17 protein-coding genes are annotated in these 15,436 nt (G+C 65.9%); 7 read left to right on the top strand and 10 right to left on the bottom strand.

Annotation, left to right across the window (positions count from 1 at the left end):
- Positions 1–14: 14 nt before the first annotated feature.
- Both ilvA and JDO7802_RS07040 read right to left on the bottom strand, forming a co-directional pair.
- A complete protein-coding gene (ilvA, locus tag JDO7802_RS07045) occupies positions 15–1,247 on the bottom strand; it encodes a threonine ammonia-lyase IlvA (RefSeq protein WP_055083978.1) in 1,233 nt (410 codons plus the stop codon).
- Positions 1,240–1,995 (bottom strand): hypothetical protein, encoded by a 756-nt coding sequence (locus tag JDO7802_RS07040; protein ID WP_055083976.1) that lies wholly within the window; start codon positions 1,993–1,995, stop codon positions 1,240–1,242. The genes ilvA and JDO7802_RS07040 overlap by 8 nt, the downstream gene beginning before the upstream one ends.
- Before the next feature lie 148 nt (positions 1,996–2,143).
- Here JDO7802_RS07040 and JDO7802_RS07035 point away from each other — a divergent pair, with 148 nt between their 5' ends.
- The 6 genes from JDO7802_RS07035 to JDO7802_RS07010 all read left to right on the top strand — a co-directional run bounded on the left by JDO7802_RS07035 (position 2,144) and on the right by JDO7802_RS07010 (position 7,850).
- Positions 2,144–2,596 carry a PRC-barrel domain-containing protein gene (locus tag JDO7802_RS07035; RefSeq protein WP_055083974.1) on the top strand — a complete coding sequence of 151 codons (453 nt, stop codon included), beginning with the start codon at positions 2,144–2,146 and terminating at the stop codon, positions 2,594–2,596.
- 139 nt (positions 2,597–2,735) lie between these two features.
- Complete coding sequence (locus tag JDO7802_RS07030; RefSeq protein ID WP_055083972.1) at positions 2,736–3,956, top strand: argininosuccinate synthase; 1,221 nt, start codon at positions 2,736–2,738, stop codon at positions 3,954–3,956.
- Positions 3,953–4,972 carry an AbrB family transcriptional regulator gene (locus JDO7802_RS07025; protein ID WP_055084805.1) on the top strand — a complete coding sequence of 340 codons (1,020 nt, stop codon included), beginning with the start codon at positions 3,953–3,955 and terminating at the stop codon, positions 4,970–4,972. Before JDO7802_RS07030 ends, JDO7802_RS07025 begins: the two co-directional genes overlap by 4 nt.
- A 77-nt stretch (positions 4,973–5,049) precedes the next feature.
- Entirely contained in the window at positions 5,050–5,664 is a 615-nt protein-coding gene (gene msrA / locus JDO7802_RS07020) for a peptide-methionine (S)-S-oxide reductase MsrA (RefSeq protein WP_055083970.1), read from the top strand.
- A gap of 105 nt (positions 5,665–5,769) precedes the next feature.
- Positions 5,770–6,834, top strand: a complete 1,065-nt coding sequence (locus JDO7802_RS07015; protein WP_055083968.1) for a YjgN family protein — start codon at positions 5,770–5,772, stop codon at positions 6,832–6,834.
- Positions 6,834–7,850, top strand: a complete 1,017-nt coding sequence (locus tag JDO7802_RS07010; protein WP_055083966.1) for a M48 family metallopeptidase — start codon at positions 6,834–6,836, stop codon at positions 7,848–7,850. The genes JDO7802_RS07015 and JDO7802_RS07010 overlap by 1 nt, the downstream gene beginning before the upstream one ends.
- On the opposite strand, the gene JDO7802_RS07005 is transcribed toward JDO7802_RS07010, so the two are convergent.
- A complete protein-coding gene (locus JDO7802_RS07005; RefSeq protein WP_055083964.1) occupies positions 7,847–8,167 on the bottom strand; it encodes an HNH endonuclease family protein in 321 nt (106 codons plus the stop codon). The genes JDO7802_RS07010 and JDO7802_RS07005 overlap by 4 nt on opposite strands.
- A 9-nt stretch (positions 8,168–8,176) precedes the next feature.
- Between JDO7802_RS07005 and JDO7802_RS07000 the strand changes: the two genes are divergently transcribed.
- On the top strand, positions 8,177–9,331 hold the full coding sequence (locus JDO7802_RS07000) for a TIGR03862 family flavoprotein (protein WP_055083962.1): 1,155 nt from the start codon (positions 8,177–8,179) through the stop codon (positions 9,329–9,331).
- Here JDO7802_RS07000 and JDO7802_RS06995 read toward each other — a convergent pair.
- The 7 genes from JDO7802_RS06995 to JDO7802_RS06965 form a co-directional block, all read right to left on the bottom strand.
- Positions 9,322–10,065 carry a hydroxypyruvate isomerase family protein gene (locus tag JDO7802_RS06995; protein ID WP_055083960.1) on the bottom strand — a complete coding sequence of 248 codons (744 nt, stop codon included), beginning with the start codon at positions 10,063–10,065 and terminating at the stop codon, positions 9,322–9,324. The genes JDO7802_RS07000 and JDO7802_RS06995 overlap by 10 nt on opposite strands.
- The gene (otnC, locus tag JDO7802_RS06990) at positions 10,062–10,706 is read right to left on the bottom strand and encodes a 3-oxo-tetronate 4-phosphate decarboxylase (protein WP_055083958.1); all 645 of its coding nucleotides are present in this window, start codon (positions 10,704–10,706) and stop codon (positions 10,062–10,064) included. Before otnC ends, JDO7802_RS06995 begins: the two co-directional genes overlap by 4 nt.
- Complete coding sequence (locus JDO7802_RS06985; RefSeq protein WP_055083956.1) at positions 10,703–11,563, bottom strand: NAD(P)-dependent oxidoreductase; 861 nt, start codon at positions 11,561–11,563, stop codon at positions 10,703–10,705. Before JDO7802_RS06985 ends, otnC begins: the two co-directional genes overlap by 4 nt.
- The gene (locus tag JDO7802_RS06980) at positions 11,556–12,143 is read right to left on the bottom strand and encodes a glutathione S-transferase family protein (RefSeq protein ID WP_055084803.1); all 588 of its coding nucleotides are present in this window, start codon (positions 12,141–12,143) and stop codon (positions 11,556–11,558) included. The genes JDO7802_RS06985 and JDO7802_RS06980 overlap by 8 nt, the downstream gene beginning before the upstream one ends.
- Before the next feature lie 86 nt (positions 12,144–12,229).
- Positions 12,230–13,210 carry a DNA polymerase III subunit delta gene (gene holA, locus JDO7802_RS06975; RefSeq protein WP_055083954.1) on the bottom strand — a complete coding sequence of 327 codons (981 nt, stop codon included), beginning with the start codon at positions 13,208–13,210 and terminating at the stop codon, positions 12,230–12,232.
- Positions 13,207–13,704, bottom strand: coding sequence for an LPS assembly lipoprotein LptE (lptE, locus tag JDO7802_RS06970; protein WP_055083952.1), 498 nt, complete (start codon positions 13,702–13,704; stop codon positions 13,207–13,209). The genes holA and lptE overlap by 4 nt, the downstream gene beginning before the upstream one ends.
- On the bottom strand, positions 13,691–15,436 hold a 1,746-nt coding region (locus JDO7802_RS06965; RefSeq protein WP_083481058.1), incomplete at its 5' end, for a class I tRNA ligase family protein. The genes lptE and JDO7802_RS06965, both read right to left, overlap by 14 nt.

The raw sequence follows: 15,436 nt of genomic DNA, 5'->3' as shown, positions 1-15,436 counted from the left end.
GGTTCGCCGCAGTCTCAGATCACCAATTCTCCCAGAAGCGGATCGTTCGTCAGATCACGGGCCGCCAGTCCGTCGGCCGCCATCCGCGTTTCCAACCGGGCAAATGAATCCGGCGTCGTGCTCTCGATGCCGATCAGGACCGTCCCGAAGTTGCGCACCGATTTCTTGAGGTATTCGAACCGCGCGATATCGTCGTCCGGCCCCAGAATATCCAGAAAATCACGCAAAGCGCCGGGCCGCTGGGGCATCCGGATCACGTAGTATTTCTTCAGACCCGCGTGGCGCATCGCCCGCTCCTTGACGTCCGGAAGACGCTCGAAGTCGAAGTTACCACCGGTGGCGATGCACACGACGCGCCGCCCCTCGATCTCGGGGCCCAGATCGCGCAAGGCGTCGATGGACATCGCGCCCGCAGGCTCCAGCACGATGCCCTCGATATTCAGCATTTCCTGAATGGTGATGCAGATGCGATTTTCGGGCACGCGCAGCACGTGCTGCGGCGGCACCTGACGCAGGATATCGAAGTTGCGCGCGCCGATCCGGGCCACGGCCGCGCCGTCGACGAAACTGTCCAGCGTATCAAGCGTGACGGGATGGCCCGCCGCAAGCGCCGCCGTCAGGCTGGCCCCCCCGGTCGGTTCGACGAAGCGGATGTCGGGCACGATGCCCTTGGCACGGAAATACGCCAACATCCCGGACGACAGCCCCCCGCCGCCCACCGGCATCACGATCAGGTCCGGCACGCCGTCCATCTGTTCCAGGATTTCCACCGCGACCGATCCCTGACCTTCGATCACGTCGGCGTCGTCGAAGGGTGACAGGAAATGCGCGCCCGTTTCGGTGCAATAGGCCTGCGCCGCCGACAGGGTCGCGTCGAAGAAGTCGCCGACCAAGCGCACCTCAACCCGGTCACCGCCGAACAGACGGGTCTTCTCGATCTTCTGGCCCGGCGTGGTGACCGGCATGAAGATCACGCCGTCCACACCCAGATGGCGGCACATCCAAGCGACGCCCTGCGCATGATTGCCCGCACTGGCACAGGCGACGCGCCCGCCGGACAGTTTGCGCATCGCGTTGAACGCGCCGCGGATCTTGTAGGACCGGACGGGCGTCAGATCTTCGCGTTTCAGCCAAATCTCCGCGTCGAACCGGTTCGAAAGATAATCGTTGCGCGCCAGCGGCGTGGGCGGAAAGACATCGCGCATCGCCGCGGCGGCGGCTTCGGCGCGCGCGGCGAAATCACTCAACGGGGCGACCTTCGACCAGATGGCCATACAGCGCGGTCAACGTCCCCACCCCCAGCATCAGGCCGATCCAGCCGGTGACGAATTGATACAGGGTGGAGATGACCACGTTCGCATCCTCCAGCAGGATCGGCAGGCGCAGCAGGAACGTGACGCCGACCGTTAGCAGGGCCAGAACGATGATGGTTTGCGCCTGCCCTTTGGTCGCGATCAGCGCGTCGTTCATCCGCATCGGCTTGCCAGCGGCCCCTGCCGGAAGAATCACGCCGACGCGGTAGAAGACGAGGCAGGCCGCGAAGAACCCCCCCGCTGCCGGAACCGCCGCCACCGACTCCTGGAACAGCGGCACCAACAGCACAGCAAGCATCGTCGCCACCGTGATCGCCGCCAGGGCCGCCATCAGGAACGCCAGCAGGGTTCGCCCGAAATAGCTCAGCAGCAGGTCCATCCGAAGCGGTGGAACCCAGCCGTCCGACACCTCGCCCAGCAGCGCGTAACGGTGCCAGCCGACCGAAACCCACAGGCTGGCGAAAACACCGATGATCAGCGACGCCATCGTGCCCAAGATGAAGCCCGCCGGCGGTGGGTTTTCCGGATCGAGTTGCTGGCCGACCCATTCCGGATAGGTGAGTGCGACCCACAGCCCGGCAGCCATCGCCAGACCGTAGGGCACCAGCGACACGCGGATCGCCGGAAGCAGATTTTCCGTGATCAGCGTCAGCGCGCGGACGAAGAGTTTCCAGCCCAGCATCGATGCCTCCCCTATGGTCGTCCTGCCGTAAGCCGGTCGGTCCGTCCCGTCAACGCGGCGGATCCGGTGCGCAATCGGGCCGCACAGGAACAAACGGGCGTTCATCACGTTGATTTCCCGACCGTCCGTTATAATCAGGAGTTCTCCAATGACACATCGTGCCCTTCTGGCCGCGACCGCAATCGCCCTTGCCGGCACCACCGCGGCCTTTGCGGACGCCCATACCGACAGTCCCTTTTCGATCACGACGATCGAATACGGCGAGCGCTATCTCGCCTCGACCCTGATCGGGGAGAGTGTCCATGTCGCCGACACCGAGATCATGCCCGGCGTCGCGCTGGCCGCCGGAACGGTCGACGAATGGGATGACATCGGCGAGATCGGCGATCTGATCGTCGGCGTCGATGGCACGCTTCAAGCGGTCGTCCTCGACATCGGCGGTTTTCTGGGGATCGGCGAGCGTCAGGTCGCGATCGACTGGTCGGCCCTTCGCCCCGTCTACGAAGAAGACAACCTGGAGGAATATTTTCTCGGGCTGAACGTGACGCAGGAGCAGTTGGAAGCCGCCCCCGAACTCGAGCGGACGGACGCCGACGGCTGACGAACGCAATCGCACCACGCCGCGACACCCACACTCTGACGTCGATGAACGGGGGGCATCCGGCCTCCCGTTTTTCCATGTGGGCTTGCGATAAGCGCCGAACGGGCCTAGGCGCGGACGGCGACAACGGAGACATGACATGGACGCCCCCAAGAAAGTCGTGCTGGCCTATTCCGGCGGCCTCGACACCTCGATCATCCTCAAATGGCTGCAGACGGAGTACGGCTGCGAAGTCGTGACCTTCACCGCCGATCTTGGTCAGGGAGAGGAGTTGGAACCCGCCCGCGCCAAGGCCGAGATGATGGGGGCAAGCGCCATCCACATCGAAGATCTGCGCGAGGAATTCGTGCGCGACTTCGTGTTCCCGATGTTCCGCGCCAATGCGCTCTACGAAGGGCTGTATCTGCTGGGCACATCGATTGCCCGCCCCCTGATCTCCAAGCGTCTGGTTGAAATTGCCGCCGCCGAGGGGGCCGACGCCGTTGCGCACGGCGCCACCGGCAAGGGCAACGACCAGGTCCGGTTCGAACTGGCCGCCTATGCGCTCAACCCCGATATCAAGGTCATCGCGCCCTGGCGGGAGTGGGACCTGACCAGCCGGACGAAGTTGCTGGAATTCGCCGAGCAGAACCAGATCCCCGTCGCCAAGGACAAGCGCGGCGAAGCGCCGTTCAGCGTGGATGCGAACCTTCTGCACACTTCGTCCGAAGGAAAGGTTCTCGAAGACCCGGCGCAGGAAGCGCCCGACTACGTGCTGCAGCGCACGACCCGGCCGGAAGACGCACCCGACACGCCCGAAATGGTGGAAGTCACCTTCGAGCGGGGCGATGCGGTTGCGATCGACGGTCAGGCGATGTCGCCCGCCGAAATCCTGACCAAGCTGAACGAGTTGGGCGGCAAGCATGGCTGCGGCATCCTCGACCTTGTCGAAAACCGCTTCGTCGGCATGAAGTCCCGCGGTATCTACGAGACGCCGGGCGGCACGCTCCTGCTGGAAGCACATCGCGGGATCGAGCAGATCACACTGGATTCCGGCGCGGGTCATCTTAAGGACAGCATCATGCCGCGCTATGCGGAGCTGATCTACAACGGCTTCTGGTTTTCGCCCGAACGCGAAATGATGCAGGCGCTCATCGACAAGAGCCAGGAACATGTCTCGGGCACGGTGCGCCTGAAACTCTACAAGGGCAGCGCGCGCTGCGTTGCCCGGTGGTCCGATCACAGCCTCTACTCCGAAGCCCATGTCACCTTCGAGGAAGATGCCGGGGCCTACGACCAGAAGGATGCGGCCGGGTTCATCCACCTCAACGCGCTGCGTCTGAAGCTGGTGGCGAACCGCAACAAGCGGGTGAAGGGCTGACCCTAGCCCGCGTCGCCCTGACCGGCGCCATCGGCGTTGTCGGGGTCATTGCATTTCGGGCAGCGGGTCTTCCGCTGCCCTTTTTGCTGGGGCCGATGCTTGCCTGTCTGATTGCCGCGCTTTGCGGCGTCAGGCTGGACAGTTGGCCCCCCTTGACCAACACGATGCGCACCATCCTGGGCGTCGCCGTCGGGGCCAGCTTTACGCCCGCCATCGTGGGCCAGATGGGCGGCATGATCGCGTCGCTGGCGATGGTGCCCGTGTTCCTGTTGGTGTGCGGCGCGCTGGGCTATCCGTTCCTGCGCCGCGTCGCGGGCTTCGACAAGGCGACGGCATTCTATGCGGCGATGCCCGGTGGATTGCAGGACATGCTGCTGTTCGGCGAAGACTCCGGCGGCGACCCCCGCGCGCTGTCCCTACTGCACGCCACACGCATCCTGCTGATCGTCACGATCCTGCCCGTGCTGCTCTGGACGGTCTGGGGCATCGACCTGACGCTGCCCCCCGGCGCGCCCCTTCGCGGCGTGCCGTGGTGGGAACTGGCGGCGATGGTCGCGGCGGCAATCGGTGGCTGGCAACTGGCGAAACGCGTGGGCCTGATCGGCGCGTCGCTGCTCGGCCCGCTGATCGCGGCGGCCGTGCTGGCCTTGTCCGGCGTCATCACCCAGCGTCCCCCAGCCGAGGCGATCCAGGCGGCGCAATTCTTCATCGGGATCGTCGTCGGCGTGAAATACACCGGCATCAGCCTGGCCGAAATCCGGCGCGTCCTGACGGCGGGGCTGGGCCACGCCGCGATCCTGGGGGGTGTGGCCTTCGTTTTCGCGGAAATCGCGATCACAATGGGCCTGGCCCGCCCCATCGACGCGATCCTGGCGTTCGCGCCCGGCGGTCAGGCGGAAATGGCCGTCCTGGCCATCGTGGCGGGGGCCGACGTCGCCTACGTCGTCGCACACCATGTCCTGCGGATCGTCTTCGTCATCACCTGCGCGCCCGTCGTTTTCCGCGTCCTGCGATGACGCGCTGGCGGCAATGTGATGTGGCATCGCACCTGACGGACCCTATCTTCGATCCAGACACCGTCGAAGGAAAACCCATGCGCCTTGCCATCCTTGCCGCCCTGACCCTGTTCGCCCTGCCCGCCCGCGCCGACACCGCGCTGGTCGCGGGCGGCTGTTTCTGGTGTGTGGAATCCGATTTCGAAAGCGTCGCGGGCGTGGGCGACGCCGTATCGGGCTTTACCGGCGGCACCACGCCCGACCCGGAATACCGCGCGTCGGGCGATCATGTCGAAGCGGTCCGCATTCCCTTCGACGAAGATACGATCAGCTACGCCGAAATCCTCGATCTGTTTTTCCGATCCATCGACCCGCTGGATGCGGGCGGGCAGTTCTGCGACCGGGGCCGCGAATACACGACGGCCATCTGGGTTGATGGCCCCGAGCAACGCGCCGTCGCCGAAGCCGCCAAGGCCCGCGCCGAAGCCGATCTGGGCCAAGCCATCGTCACGCCCATACTGGACGCCGGAGAATTCTATCCCGTCGACGACTATCACCAGGATTACTACAAATCCGAGGACCGCATCGCGATATCCTCCCTAGGGGTCGGTGTGAAGAAGAAGGACGCCTACAAACGCTACCGTGAAGGCTGTGGCCGGGACGCCCGCGTGCGCGCCGTCTGGGGCGATGCCGCGCCTTTCGCCGGCTCCTGACCGCGTGACACGAAGGCCACAGCGCGCGCCCGACGCACGCGCGCCGCTGTCACCGCCGCGTGCCATTTGCCACTCTGCCCGCCAATGACTTCGGCGGAGCGGTTCATGACACCTGAACACCTTGATTTCAAACAGGTCCAATTCACTGGCCGCACCGGCGAATGGTTCGGCATTTGGATCGTGAACCTGCTTTTGTCGATCATCACCATCGGCATCTACTCGGCCTGGGCCAAAGTTCGGCAGAAGCGGTATTTCTACGGGAACACCACGATCGACGGGCGGGCCTTCGACTATCACGCGACGGGCGGGCAGATCCTGATCGGGCGGCTGATCGTGATCGGCGTGTTCATCCTCATATCCTTGCTGACGACTTTGAATCCGCTCCTGATTTTCGTGGTCTATCTGGCCGCGATCTTCGTCGTCCCTTGGCTTTTGATCCGCAGCGCGCGGTTCAACGCCCGCAACACCAGCTGGTCGAATGTCCGGTTCAATTTTAGCGGGGACTACGGCGACGCTATCGCGACGTTCGTGCTCTTTCCGATACTCGTGGCCGTGACGCTTTATACGACGATCCCTCTGTTGACGCGCAAGGCCCACCGGTTCTACGTCGGCAACCACATGATCGGCGGCCGCAAGTTTGCCTTCGACTGCAACTTGGGCCCTCTCTACAAGGCGTTTGGTCTGGCCGCGCTCTGGGTGATTGCCGTCTTCGCAATCATGATCGCGATCGGACTGGCGGGGGGCTTCTCCGCCTTCGACGGAACCCGGGGCGCACCCAGCGAGGACGCGATCGCGATCGGTACCATCGGCGTGCTTTACGGCTTCCTGTTCGTCGGGTTCTTTCCTGCCGTCATTCTCTACCGCGCGCTGGTGCGCAACGTCGTCTATGCCAACACCGTGCTGGACGGCGGGCACCGCTTCGCCTCCACCACCCGTGCCCTGCCGCTGCTCGGCATCGCGGTGACCAACACGCTGGCGGTGATCCTGACCCTGGGGCTTGCCCTGCCGTGGACGCAGATCCGCATGACGCGCTATCTGGCCGACAATACCTTCGTCGCCCCCAACGGATCGCTCGACGCTTTCGTGGGCCAGATCGAACAGGATCGCAGCGCCGTGGGCGATGCCTTCAGCGATATCGAGGGGATCGACATCGGCGGCGTCGGCATCTGATGGTCGTCGCGGGCCGCGCCTCTCCGCCCGGTCGATCCGTCTCGGTTCCGGTCACGCTCTCGGTGGACGAAGGCGGCATGGTGCATCTGCGCGATGTGAACGACGAAATCTGGCGCTCGGCCCCCGTGGATGACCTTCGGATCGATCAACCGCTCGCGCGGTTGGACCGCAAGGTGACGTTCCCCGACGGCGTGCTGTTCCAGACGCCTGATCACGTCGGACTCGACGCTGCACTGGGTCGTACGCGCGGCCACACGCTGCATGGGGCCGAAGCTTTTCGCCCCCGGCTGATCGCCGCGATCGCGGCCACGATTGTGGGCATCGGACTGATCTGGCGCTTTGCCCTTCCCGTCCTCGTCGCCTTCGCCGTCTGGCTGACACCAGACCCGATGCTGCGCCAGATGGATGCCGGAACGCTGCTGACGCTGGACCGGCTCTTGCTGAATCCGTCTTCCCTGCCTGCCGGTCGACAGGCTGAAATCGCTGACATGCATGCGGCGCTTCTGGAACAGGTCGATCCGCGCGATGTGCCCTCCACCACCCTGCTGTTCCGCGATGCGGGCAAACAGGTCGGTCCCAACGCCTTCGCCCTGCCCGGCGGCACGGTCGTCGTGACGGATGAGCTTGCGCGCCTGCTGCAAGACGACCCCGATGAACTGGCCGGGGTTCTGGCGCACGAGATCAGCCACGTGACCGAAGATCATGGTCTCAAGGCACTATACCGCTCCATCGCACTCTACGTCGTGGTGTCCCTCATGGCGGGCGATACCGGCCCGATCCTCGACGAAATCCTGTTGGAGGGGAACGTCCTGCTGTCGCTGCGCGGCAGCCGCGACGCCGAGCGTGAGGCCGACGCCAGGGCCATCCCGATCCTTCAGGGGGCCGGGTACAATCCCGAAGGGCTGGCACGGTTTTTCGACCGGCTGGAAACGATGATGGGCGACGGCGGCGGCTGGGCCTCGACCCACCCCGGCAGCGGTGAACGTGCCGCCCGCATCCGCAACCTGGCCCGCTAACGCCGTTTCCACCCACGCCGACCGCCGGGTGTCTTGGAATGGAAATCGGCCGGACGCTTGGCGATCCATTTGACGAATTTCTCCAGACGCGGGTTCGCTCGCAGCGCCTCGGGCGTATTCCATATCCGCGCCAACTCCGCTTCGGACGCGGTGGCGTGTATTTCGTTGTGACAGATCTGATGCAGAAGGACAGTCGGCCCGCCCTTTCCGCCCCGCAGTTTGGGGACCAGGTGATGCAGGCTTTGCGGCGTTCCCGGCACGATCGGTCGGCGGCACAGCGCGCAGATGGGGTTTTCGTCGTCGGTTTCGTCTGACATGCCCCAAGGATGGATCCCGCATCCCCCAAGACAAGTCTCGCCGTCATCGGTGCCGGTCCCGCCGGCCTGATGGCGGCCGAGGTGGCGGCGCGCGCGGGATGCGCCGTGCAGGTGTTCGACCGGATGCCCAGCCCCGCGCGCAAGTTCCTGATGGCGGGCAAATCCGGCCTCAACATCACGCGGGAGGAGGAGGGTTTCGCCGCCGCCTATGGCTGCCCGCACCTGACACCCATGATCGACGCGTTCGGGCCGGATGACGTACGGGCCTGGATGGACGGGTTGGACCAGACCTCCTTCGTCGGCTCGACGGGCCGGGTGTTTCCAGATGCGATGAAGGCGTCCCCGCTGCTGCGCGCCTGGCTTGCGCGGCTCGACGGATTGGGGGTGACCTTGCACCGGCGGGCCCGCTGGACGGGGTGGAACGGTGACGCGCTGACCTTCGATGGCTTCGATCCGGTCACGCCGGATGCCACGATCCTTGCCATGGGCGGCGCATCGTGGAAGCGGCTTGGCTCCGATGGGGTCTGGGCGACGACGCTGCCTGATCTGGTCGCGCCCTTCGCGCCGTCCAACGTCGGCTTCGTCGTCGATTGGTCGGACCATATGGCACGGCACTTCGGGGCGGCGGTCAAGAACACCGGGCTGATCGTCGGGGGCAGGGTGTACCGCGGTGAATTCACCGTCTCGCGTCACGGGATCGAAGGGGGCGGGCTTTACCCCCTGACGCCGCTTCTGCGCGATGGCGCGGGCCTGGCGCTGGATCTCAAGCCCGACCTGACCGCGGTGCAGGTGCGCGACCGATTGGGCGCGCAAGGCAAGGACAGTCTGACGAACCACCTGCGCAAGGCCGTGCGGCTGACGCCCGTGCAGATCGCGTTGTTGCAGGAATTCGCGCGCCCCCTTCCGGACGATCTGACCCCAACGATCAAACACCTGCCCGTACCGCTGCGCGGGCCCCGTCCGATGGACGAAGCGATCAGCACGGTCGGCGGCTTGCGGTGGGACGCGGTGGACGACGCCCTGATGCTGCGCGACCGGCCCGGCACCTTCACCGCCGGAGAGATGCTGGATTGGGAGGCACCGACGGGCGGCTACCTCCTGACCGCTTGCCTGGCCACCGGGGCCTGGGCCGGGCGACACGCCGCCGCCTTCGCTCAGGCGTAGCGGTCCATCCAGCCCAAGGTCGCGCCGGTATCGCCTCCGGGTTTGTATTCCGCCCCCAGGGGCACGTCCCAACCCATCGTCTCGATCACCGCGAAGACATGGTCATACGACAACTCCCCCGCGTCGGGGCGCCCCCGGTCGGGGACAGAGGCGAACTGGATGTGCCCGATCACGTCCTTGCAGGCCGACAACTGCCGCGTCAGATCTCCGCCCATGATCTGCAGGTGATAGCAATCGAACATCAACTTGCAGGTGCCGCGGTGGACGTCTTCGATCACCTGCCGGGCCTGCGCCGATGTCGTCAGGAAATAGCCCGGCGCATCATGGTGGTTCAGCGGCTCGATCAGAGTGATCAGGTCGGGCGCGCGGTCGCAGGCATATCGCAGATTGGCGACGAACGCGTCATGGGCCGCCTGCCCTTCGGCAAAACCGGCCATGACGTGCACCGCCCCCGACCCGATCGCGCGGGCATAGTCGATGGCCTGATCGATGGCGACGCGGGCCTCCGCCTCCCGACCGGGCAACGCCGACAGACCGTTGCCTTCTCCCTTGACGGTGTTCACGCCCAGCGCCGGCAGCCCCGTGTCCTTCAAGGCGGCCAGCACGTCTTCGGCGGGCGTGTCGTAGGGCCAGTGAAACTCCACCGCGTCGAAGCCGGCGTCCCGTGCCGCGCGAATGGCGTCGGGCAGCGACAGCTCGGTCCACAAAAAGCCGAGGTTGGCGGAAAATTTCATGCGTCCCACTCCAGATCGAAGGTCTTGACCAATTGCGTCACCTGCCCGCCCGTCAGGCCGCGCGGCCCCATGCCGCGCGTCATCAGGGCCAGTTGCGCGGTCGCTTCCAACTCCTCGATGGCGTTGCAGGCGGCTTCCACGTCCTTGCCGGCGACGACGGGACCATGATTGGCCAACATCACCGCCGATCGTTTCCCCGCCAGCCCACGCACCGCATCGCCCATGGCCGCGTCCCCCGGCATGAAATACGGCAGCAGTGTCACGCGGCCCAACTGCATCACCGAATAGGGTGTCAGCGGCGGCAGGAAATCCTCGCCCGGCTCCTCCAGCAGCGAGAGGGCGACGGAATGGCATGAATGCAGATGGACGACCGCGCCAGCGGTGCCGCGTGTATCGTAGAAGGCGGAATGCAGCGGCATCTCCTTGGTTGGCTTGTCGCCCGACACATGCTTGCCCGCCGCGTCGAACCGCGCCAGACGTGCCGGGTCCAGACGCCCGAAACTGGTCCCCGTCGGCGACACCAGAAGACCGCCATCGTCCGTGCGGGCCGAGATGTTGCCCGTGCTGCCATGGGTCAGGCCGCGCCCGTAGAGCGACCGGGCCATCTCGCAGATCTGATCCCGCAGACGACTTTCGCTCATGCCTTGCCCTTGGGCAGGTCGACCCCGGCCTGCGCGGCATAGACCTTGGCGATGGCCGCGTCGTCTTCGCGCCCCAGCCCCATCTCCACCGCCTTGCGGTAGCCGTTCAGCGCGGCCTGCACCATCGGCAACTCGATCGCGGCATCGGCCGCGATATCCTGAATGATGCCCAGATCCTTGATCCAGATCTCCACCGCCGAATGGGGGGTGTAGTCACCGTCGCGCACGTGCGGACCACGATTTTCCAGCATCCACGACGTGCCGCCGCACTGGGGCAGCACCTCCATGAACCGCGCGGGGTCGATGCCCTGCGTGACGCCGAAGACCATCGCCTCGGCCATGGTCGCGATATGGGTGCCGGCCAGGACTTGATGCACCGCCTTCATGGCAGAGCCTGCGCCAACGGCTTCGCCCATGTGGAAAACGGTGCGCGACATGGCGTCCAGCGCGGGCTTGGCGGCATCGAAGGCGGCGGTCGACCCACTTGCCATGATGCTCAGATCGCCGTCGGCGGCGCGCTTGGCCCCACCGGATATGGGCGCGTCCAGATAGCGGATCTGTCGCTTTTCGCACCGGTCGGCCATGTCGCGGGCAAAATCGGGGGACACGGTCGCGCAGGCGACGACCACCGCACCGGACCGCAAATCGGGCAGGATCGCCTCCAACACGCTTTCGGTCTGCGCGGCGTTCAGCACCGCGATGACCGCCACATCCAGATCACCGTTCGGCAGGTCGCATCCGCCCTCCAGCACCACGTCGCGCGGATCGTGTCCGCAGACGTCGTGCCCGTCGCGCACAAGACTATCCGCCATGCCCAGGCCCATCGACCCCAGCCCCCAGAATCCAACCTTAGCCATGTGCGTTCGCCCTCCGGAAAGCGGGTCGTGCCCGCATGGTGTTCATGTGGTCGCGCACGGTGGCGTCGACGTCGAAGCCCCGCCCCAGCGCCCAGCCGCAACAATGCGCCAGAAGGATGTCGGGCACCACGGGATCGTCGCCCATCAGATAGGGACCGTCCCCGATCATCTGGCCCATCACTTCGGAATATCGGCCGAACTGCCATTTCAGCGACGGCTTCACCGCCGCGATCCGATGCTCTTCGGGCAGGACGAAACTGTGCTTGCCATAGGCCCAGAGAACCGCGTCGAACGTCTCCAGGATGGTGTTGGTCAGCGCGTCCTGCCTGGCCCGCAGGAAGGTTCCGGCGGGATGGGTGAATCCGCCGTGGCGATCGGCCAGATATGTCATCTGCGCCACGGAATCGAGGATGATGCCTTCGTCCGTCTCCAGCACTGGGATCTTGCCCTGCGGCGACACGGCCAGGGCCTCCGCGCTGCGCGGATCGGTCGGGATCAGGGCGTAGGGCAGCCCCAGCTCCTCCAAAAGCCAGAGGGGCCGCATCGCGCGTGACTTGGTCGTGCCGTAGAGTTTGTACATGTCGCAGTCGGTCCCCGGTCGGCCGTGTCCAGCCATTTCCCCGTACCTTCCGCGATTTCGATCGGTCAGGCCAGCCCCGCGACCCGTCAGCCGCGCGCCATCATCGCCAGCCGGATCAATGCGCGCTCCATCACCGCCATCGCCGGCGCGCGTGACGCGGACCGCAGGGTCAGGTCGGTGTCCATCAACAGAGCCAGCGCGGCTTCACAGCGCGCCGTTCCCCAGGCGCGGGCCTGGCGTTGCAACGCGTCACGGTTCGGCCCCCACGCATTGCCCGACCCTAGCGCCAGACCCAGAAGTTGCTGAAAGTGCCGCGTGGCGAAGATCACCAGCGTGACCGGGGCGACCCCTTGCCCCGACAGGCGCTGCATCAGCGGACCGATGCGTTCGACCCGGCCGTCGGCGGCAGCCAGGATCACCTCGTCCATGTCGGCATCGACGGTGGCGGGCGCCATCAGATTGATCGCCTCTGCGGTGACGGGGTCCCCGTTGGAATACAGCGCGATCTTGGTCAGGGTCTGCCGGAAATCGCCGGGGTCCAACGTCGCGGCCAGCGCATCGACATCGCGGCGCGCGTCCCCATCGAAGGTCAGGGCTTCGGCGGCGATCATCGCGTCCACTTCCTCCCGCCCCATCGGATCGTCATAAAGCCCAACGGCGGCGGCATTGGGATGCGCTTCGAACGCTTTGCGCAGCTTCGATGTTTTCTTGAGCGCGCCGCCGGTCACGACCAGCGCGGCATCCCCCTTCACCCAGTCCTGCAACGCGTTCAGGATCGGCCCGGCCTGCAGTTCGGTCACGCCGTCGACGAAGACGACGCGCGCGCCCGGAAACATGCCGATCGCCTTGAGCCCGTCGACGACCGCCGTGGGGTCCGACTTGGCCTCGCCCCCGGTCATGCGGGTCAGGCGCATGTCCGCCTCCGCGTCCGGTCCGGCCAGGTTCGCGATCAGTTCCTGCCGCTTGAGGGCCACGCGCATGGCATCGCCGCCATAGATCAGCGCGCCGGTCGTGCCGGGGTCGGGCTTGGCGAAGAACTTGGTCGCAGCGGCCCCGCGCAGGTTCATCGGGTCAGCCCCGACGCCTCGCCCAGAAGGCGGGTGACCACCCGGTCGGCCAGGATACCGGCCAGGCGGCGTTCGGCGTCGCGTTCAGACTCCAGCGTCGAGATGGTGGAGCCGGTGGCCGAATAGGCGGTGAACGTCGTCTCGCGCCCCGACAGCACCATCTGCGTGCCGCCGGCGGGGACCAGGGTCCAGTCGATCGTCCCTTCGAGGTTGTAGCGGGTGATGTTGTTGGACCCGTCGATGGCCAGCGCCTCCTCGGTGGTGGCGATGGTATAGACCAGATCCCAGGTGGGCACGGCGGCCCGGCCCAACCGCTCCTCGAACTGGCGCACGAAGGCGAAGGTCAGGTCGGTGTCGGGTTCGGTGGGGCGAATGGTCGCCCGCAGGGCGTCGCCACGCCCGCCCGGCCCGTAGACCGGGGTGAAGCCGCAGCCGGCAAGGGCCAGCAGCACGCCGGTCAGGACGGCGCGGCGGGAACCGTCAGACCACGACATTCACGATCCGCCCCGGCACCACGATCAGTTTCTTCGCTTGCCCGCCATCCAGGGCGCGCACCACGGCCTCGTCGTGCAGAACCAGCGCTTCGATATCGGCCTTCGGCATGTCCTTGGGCACCGATATCTCCGACCGCCGCTTGCCGTTGATCTGGATCGGCAATGTGACCGCATCGTCTACCAAAAGCGCCGGATCAGCGACGGGCCAAGGCGCGTTCAGCACGAAACCATCCCCGTCCAGCATCGACCATATCTCTTCGGACAGATGCGGCGTCATCGGCGACATCAGCTGCGCCAGCGTGCGCATGGCCGCGCGCCGCGCATCGGCTCCGGCATCGGTCTTGTGCAGTGCATTGGTGAATTCATAAAGCTTGGCGACGGATTTGTTGAACGCAAACCCTTCGATACCGTCGGTCACGTCTTGAATGGCACGAGCCGTTACCTTTGCCAGATCGGCATCCGCGTCGTTCGCCGCCCTGTCGGCGCGGGCCACGTCGGTGGCAAGCCGGTGGACGCGGCGCAGGTGCTTGTACGTGGCCTCCGCCCCCGACGCGGTCCATTCGACGTCCCGCTCCGGCGGGCTGTCGGACAAAACGAACCAGCGGGCGGTATCGGCCCCGTACTGTGTGATGATGTCCTGTGGATCGACGACGTTGCGCTTGGATTTGGACATCTTGGCGGACGGGATGATCTGGATCGTCTCGCCCGAGGCCTTCACGGTCTTCGTGTCCAGATCGACGTCTTCGGGCAGGTGATAGACGGGGCGACCGCGATCGTCCTTCGTCTGGAAGATGGCGTGCGTGACCATGCCTTGGGTGAACAGCGCGTCGAACGGCTCTTCCGTGCCGTGCGGCAGATGCCCGGTCTTGACCATCGCGCGGGCGAAGAAGCGACTGTAGAGCAGATGCAGGATCGCGTGTTCGACGCCGCCGATATACTGGTCCACATTCATCCAATAGGCAGCATCGTCGAGATCGGTCGGCGTCTCGGCGCGGGGCGCGGTGAAGCGGGCGAAATACCACGAGCTGTCCACGAATGTATCCATCGTGTCGGTCTCGCGCCGCGCGGGCTTGCCGCATTTCGGGCAGGCCGTGTCGCGCCATGTCGGGTGGCGGTCGAGCGGGTTGCCCGGTACGTCGAAGGTCACGTCGTAGGGCAGTTCGACCGGCAGGTTCGCCTTCGCCTCGGGCACGACGCCGCAGTCGTCGCAATGGACGACGGGAATGGGGCAACCCCAGTAGCGTTGCCGCGACAGACCCCAATCGCGCAGGCGGTACTGCGTCTTGCCGGTGCCCAGCCTCTCGGCCTCGGCCCAGTCGATGGTCGCGTCGATCGCCTCCTGCCCGGTGGCTTCGGTTACGCCAGCGGGCTGGTCGATCCAGGCGACTTTCTCGGTTTTCGGCGGCACGAACGCGGTGTCGGTCACGCGGCTGTCGTTATCCAGCGCGACGAAGGTGTCGGTGACGGGCAGATCGTACTTCCGCGCGAAATCAAGGTCCCGCTGATCGTGCGCGGGGCAGCCGAAAATGGCCCCTGTGCCGTAATCCATCAGCACGAAGTTCGCGACCCAGATGGGCAGCGTGCCACCCAGGGGGTTATCGACCGTCATGCCGGTGTCGAAGCCGCGTTTCTCCGCCTTTTCCAAGGCTTCCTCGGTCGTGCCGCCACGGCGGACGTCGATGTTGAAGGCGGCCAAATCGGGATTTTCTGCGGCCAGCGCCTTGGCCAGGGG

The organism is Jannaschia donghaensis (genome assembly GCF_001403795.1).
GTDB classification, from domain to species: domain Bacteria; phylum Pseudomonadota; class Alphaproteobacteria; order Rhodobacterales; family Rhodobacteraceae; genus Jannaschia; species Jannaschia donghaensis.
This window is presented reverse-complemented; position numbering and strand designations above follow the sequence as displayed.

Bases quoted from the DNA above. Each gene is read 5' to 3' on its own strand.
- JDO7802_RS07040 (WP_055083976.1), bottom strand. From the start codon at position 1,995: ATGCTGGGCTGGAAACTCTTCGTCCGCGCGCTGACGCTGATCACGGAA.
- JDO7802_RS07035 (WP_055083974.1), top strand. From the start codon at position 2,144: ATGACACATCGTGCCCTTCTGGCCGCGACCGCAATCGCCCTTGCCGGC.
- JDO7802_RS07030 (WP_055083972.1), top strand. From the start codon at position 2,736: ATGGACGCCCCCAAGAAAGTCGTGCTGGCCTATTCCGGCGGCCTCGAC.
- msrA (WP_055083970.1), top strand. From the start codon at position 5,050: ATGCGCCTTGCCATCCTTGCCGCCCTGACCCTGTTCGCCCTGCCCGCC.
- JDO7802_RS07015 (WP_055083968.1), top strand. From the start codon at position 5,770: ATGACACCTGAACACCTTGATTTCAAACAGGTCCAATTCACTGGCCGC.
- JDO7802_RS07010 (WP_055083966.1), top strand. From the start codon at position 6,834: ATGGTCGTCGCGGGCCGCGCCTCTCCGCCCGGTCGATCCGTCTCGGTT.
- JDO7802_RS07005 (WP_055083964.1), bottom strand. From the start codon at position 8,167: ATGTCAGACGAAACCGACGACGAAAACCCCATCTGCGCGCTGTGCCGC.
- JDO7802_RS07000 (WP_055083962.1), top strand. From the start codon at position 8,177: ATGGATCCCGCATCCCCCAAGACAAGTCTCGCCGTCATCGGTGCCGGT.
- JDO7802_RS06995 (WP_055083960.1), bottom strand. From the start codon at position 10,065: ATGAAATTTTCCGCCAACCTCGGCTTTTTGTGGACCGAGCTGTCGCTG.
- otnC (WP_055083958.1), bottom strand. From the start codon at position 10,706: ATGAGCGAAAGTCGTCTGCGGGATCAGATCTGCGAGATGGCCCGGTCG.
- JDO7802_RS06985 (WP_055083956.1), bottom strand. From the start codon at position 11,563: ATGGCTAAGGTTGGATTCTGGGGGCTGGGGTCGATGGGCCTGGGCATG.
- JDO7802_RS06980 (WP_055084803.1), bottom strand. From the start codon at position 12,143: ATGTACAAACTCTACGGCACGACCAAGTCACGCGCGATGCGGCCCCTC.
- holA (WP_055083954.1), bottom strand. From the start codon at position 13,210: ATGAACCTGCGCGGGGCCGCTGCGACCAAGTTCTTCGCCAAGCCCGAC.
- lptE (WP_055083952.1), bottom strand. From the start codon at position 13,704: ATGTCGTGGTCTGACGGTTCCCGCCGCGCCGTCCTGACCGGCGTGCTG.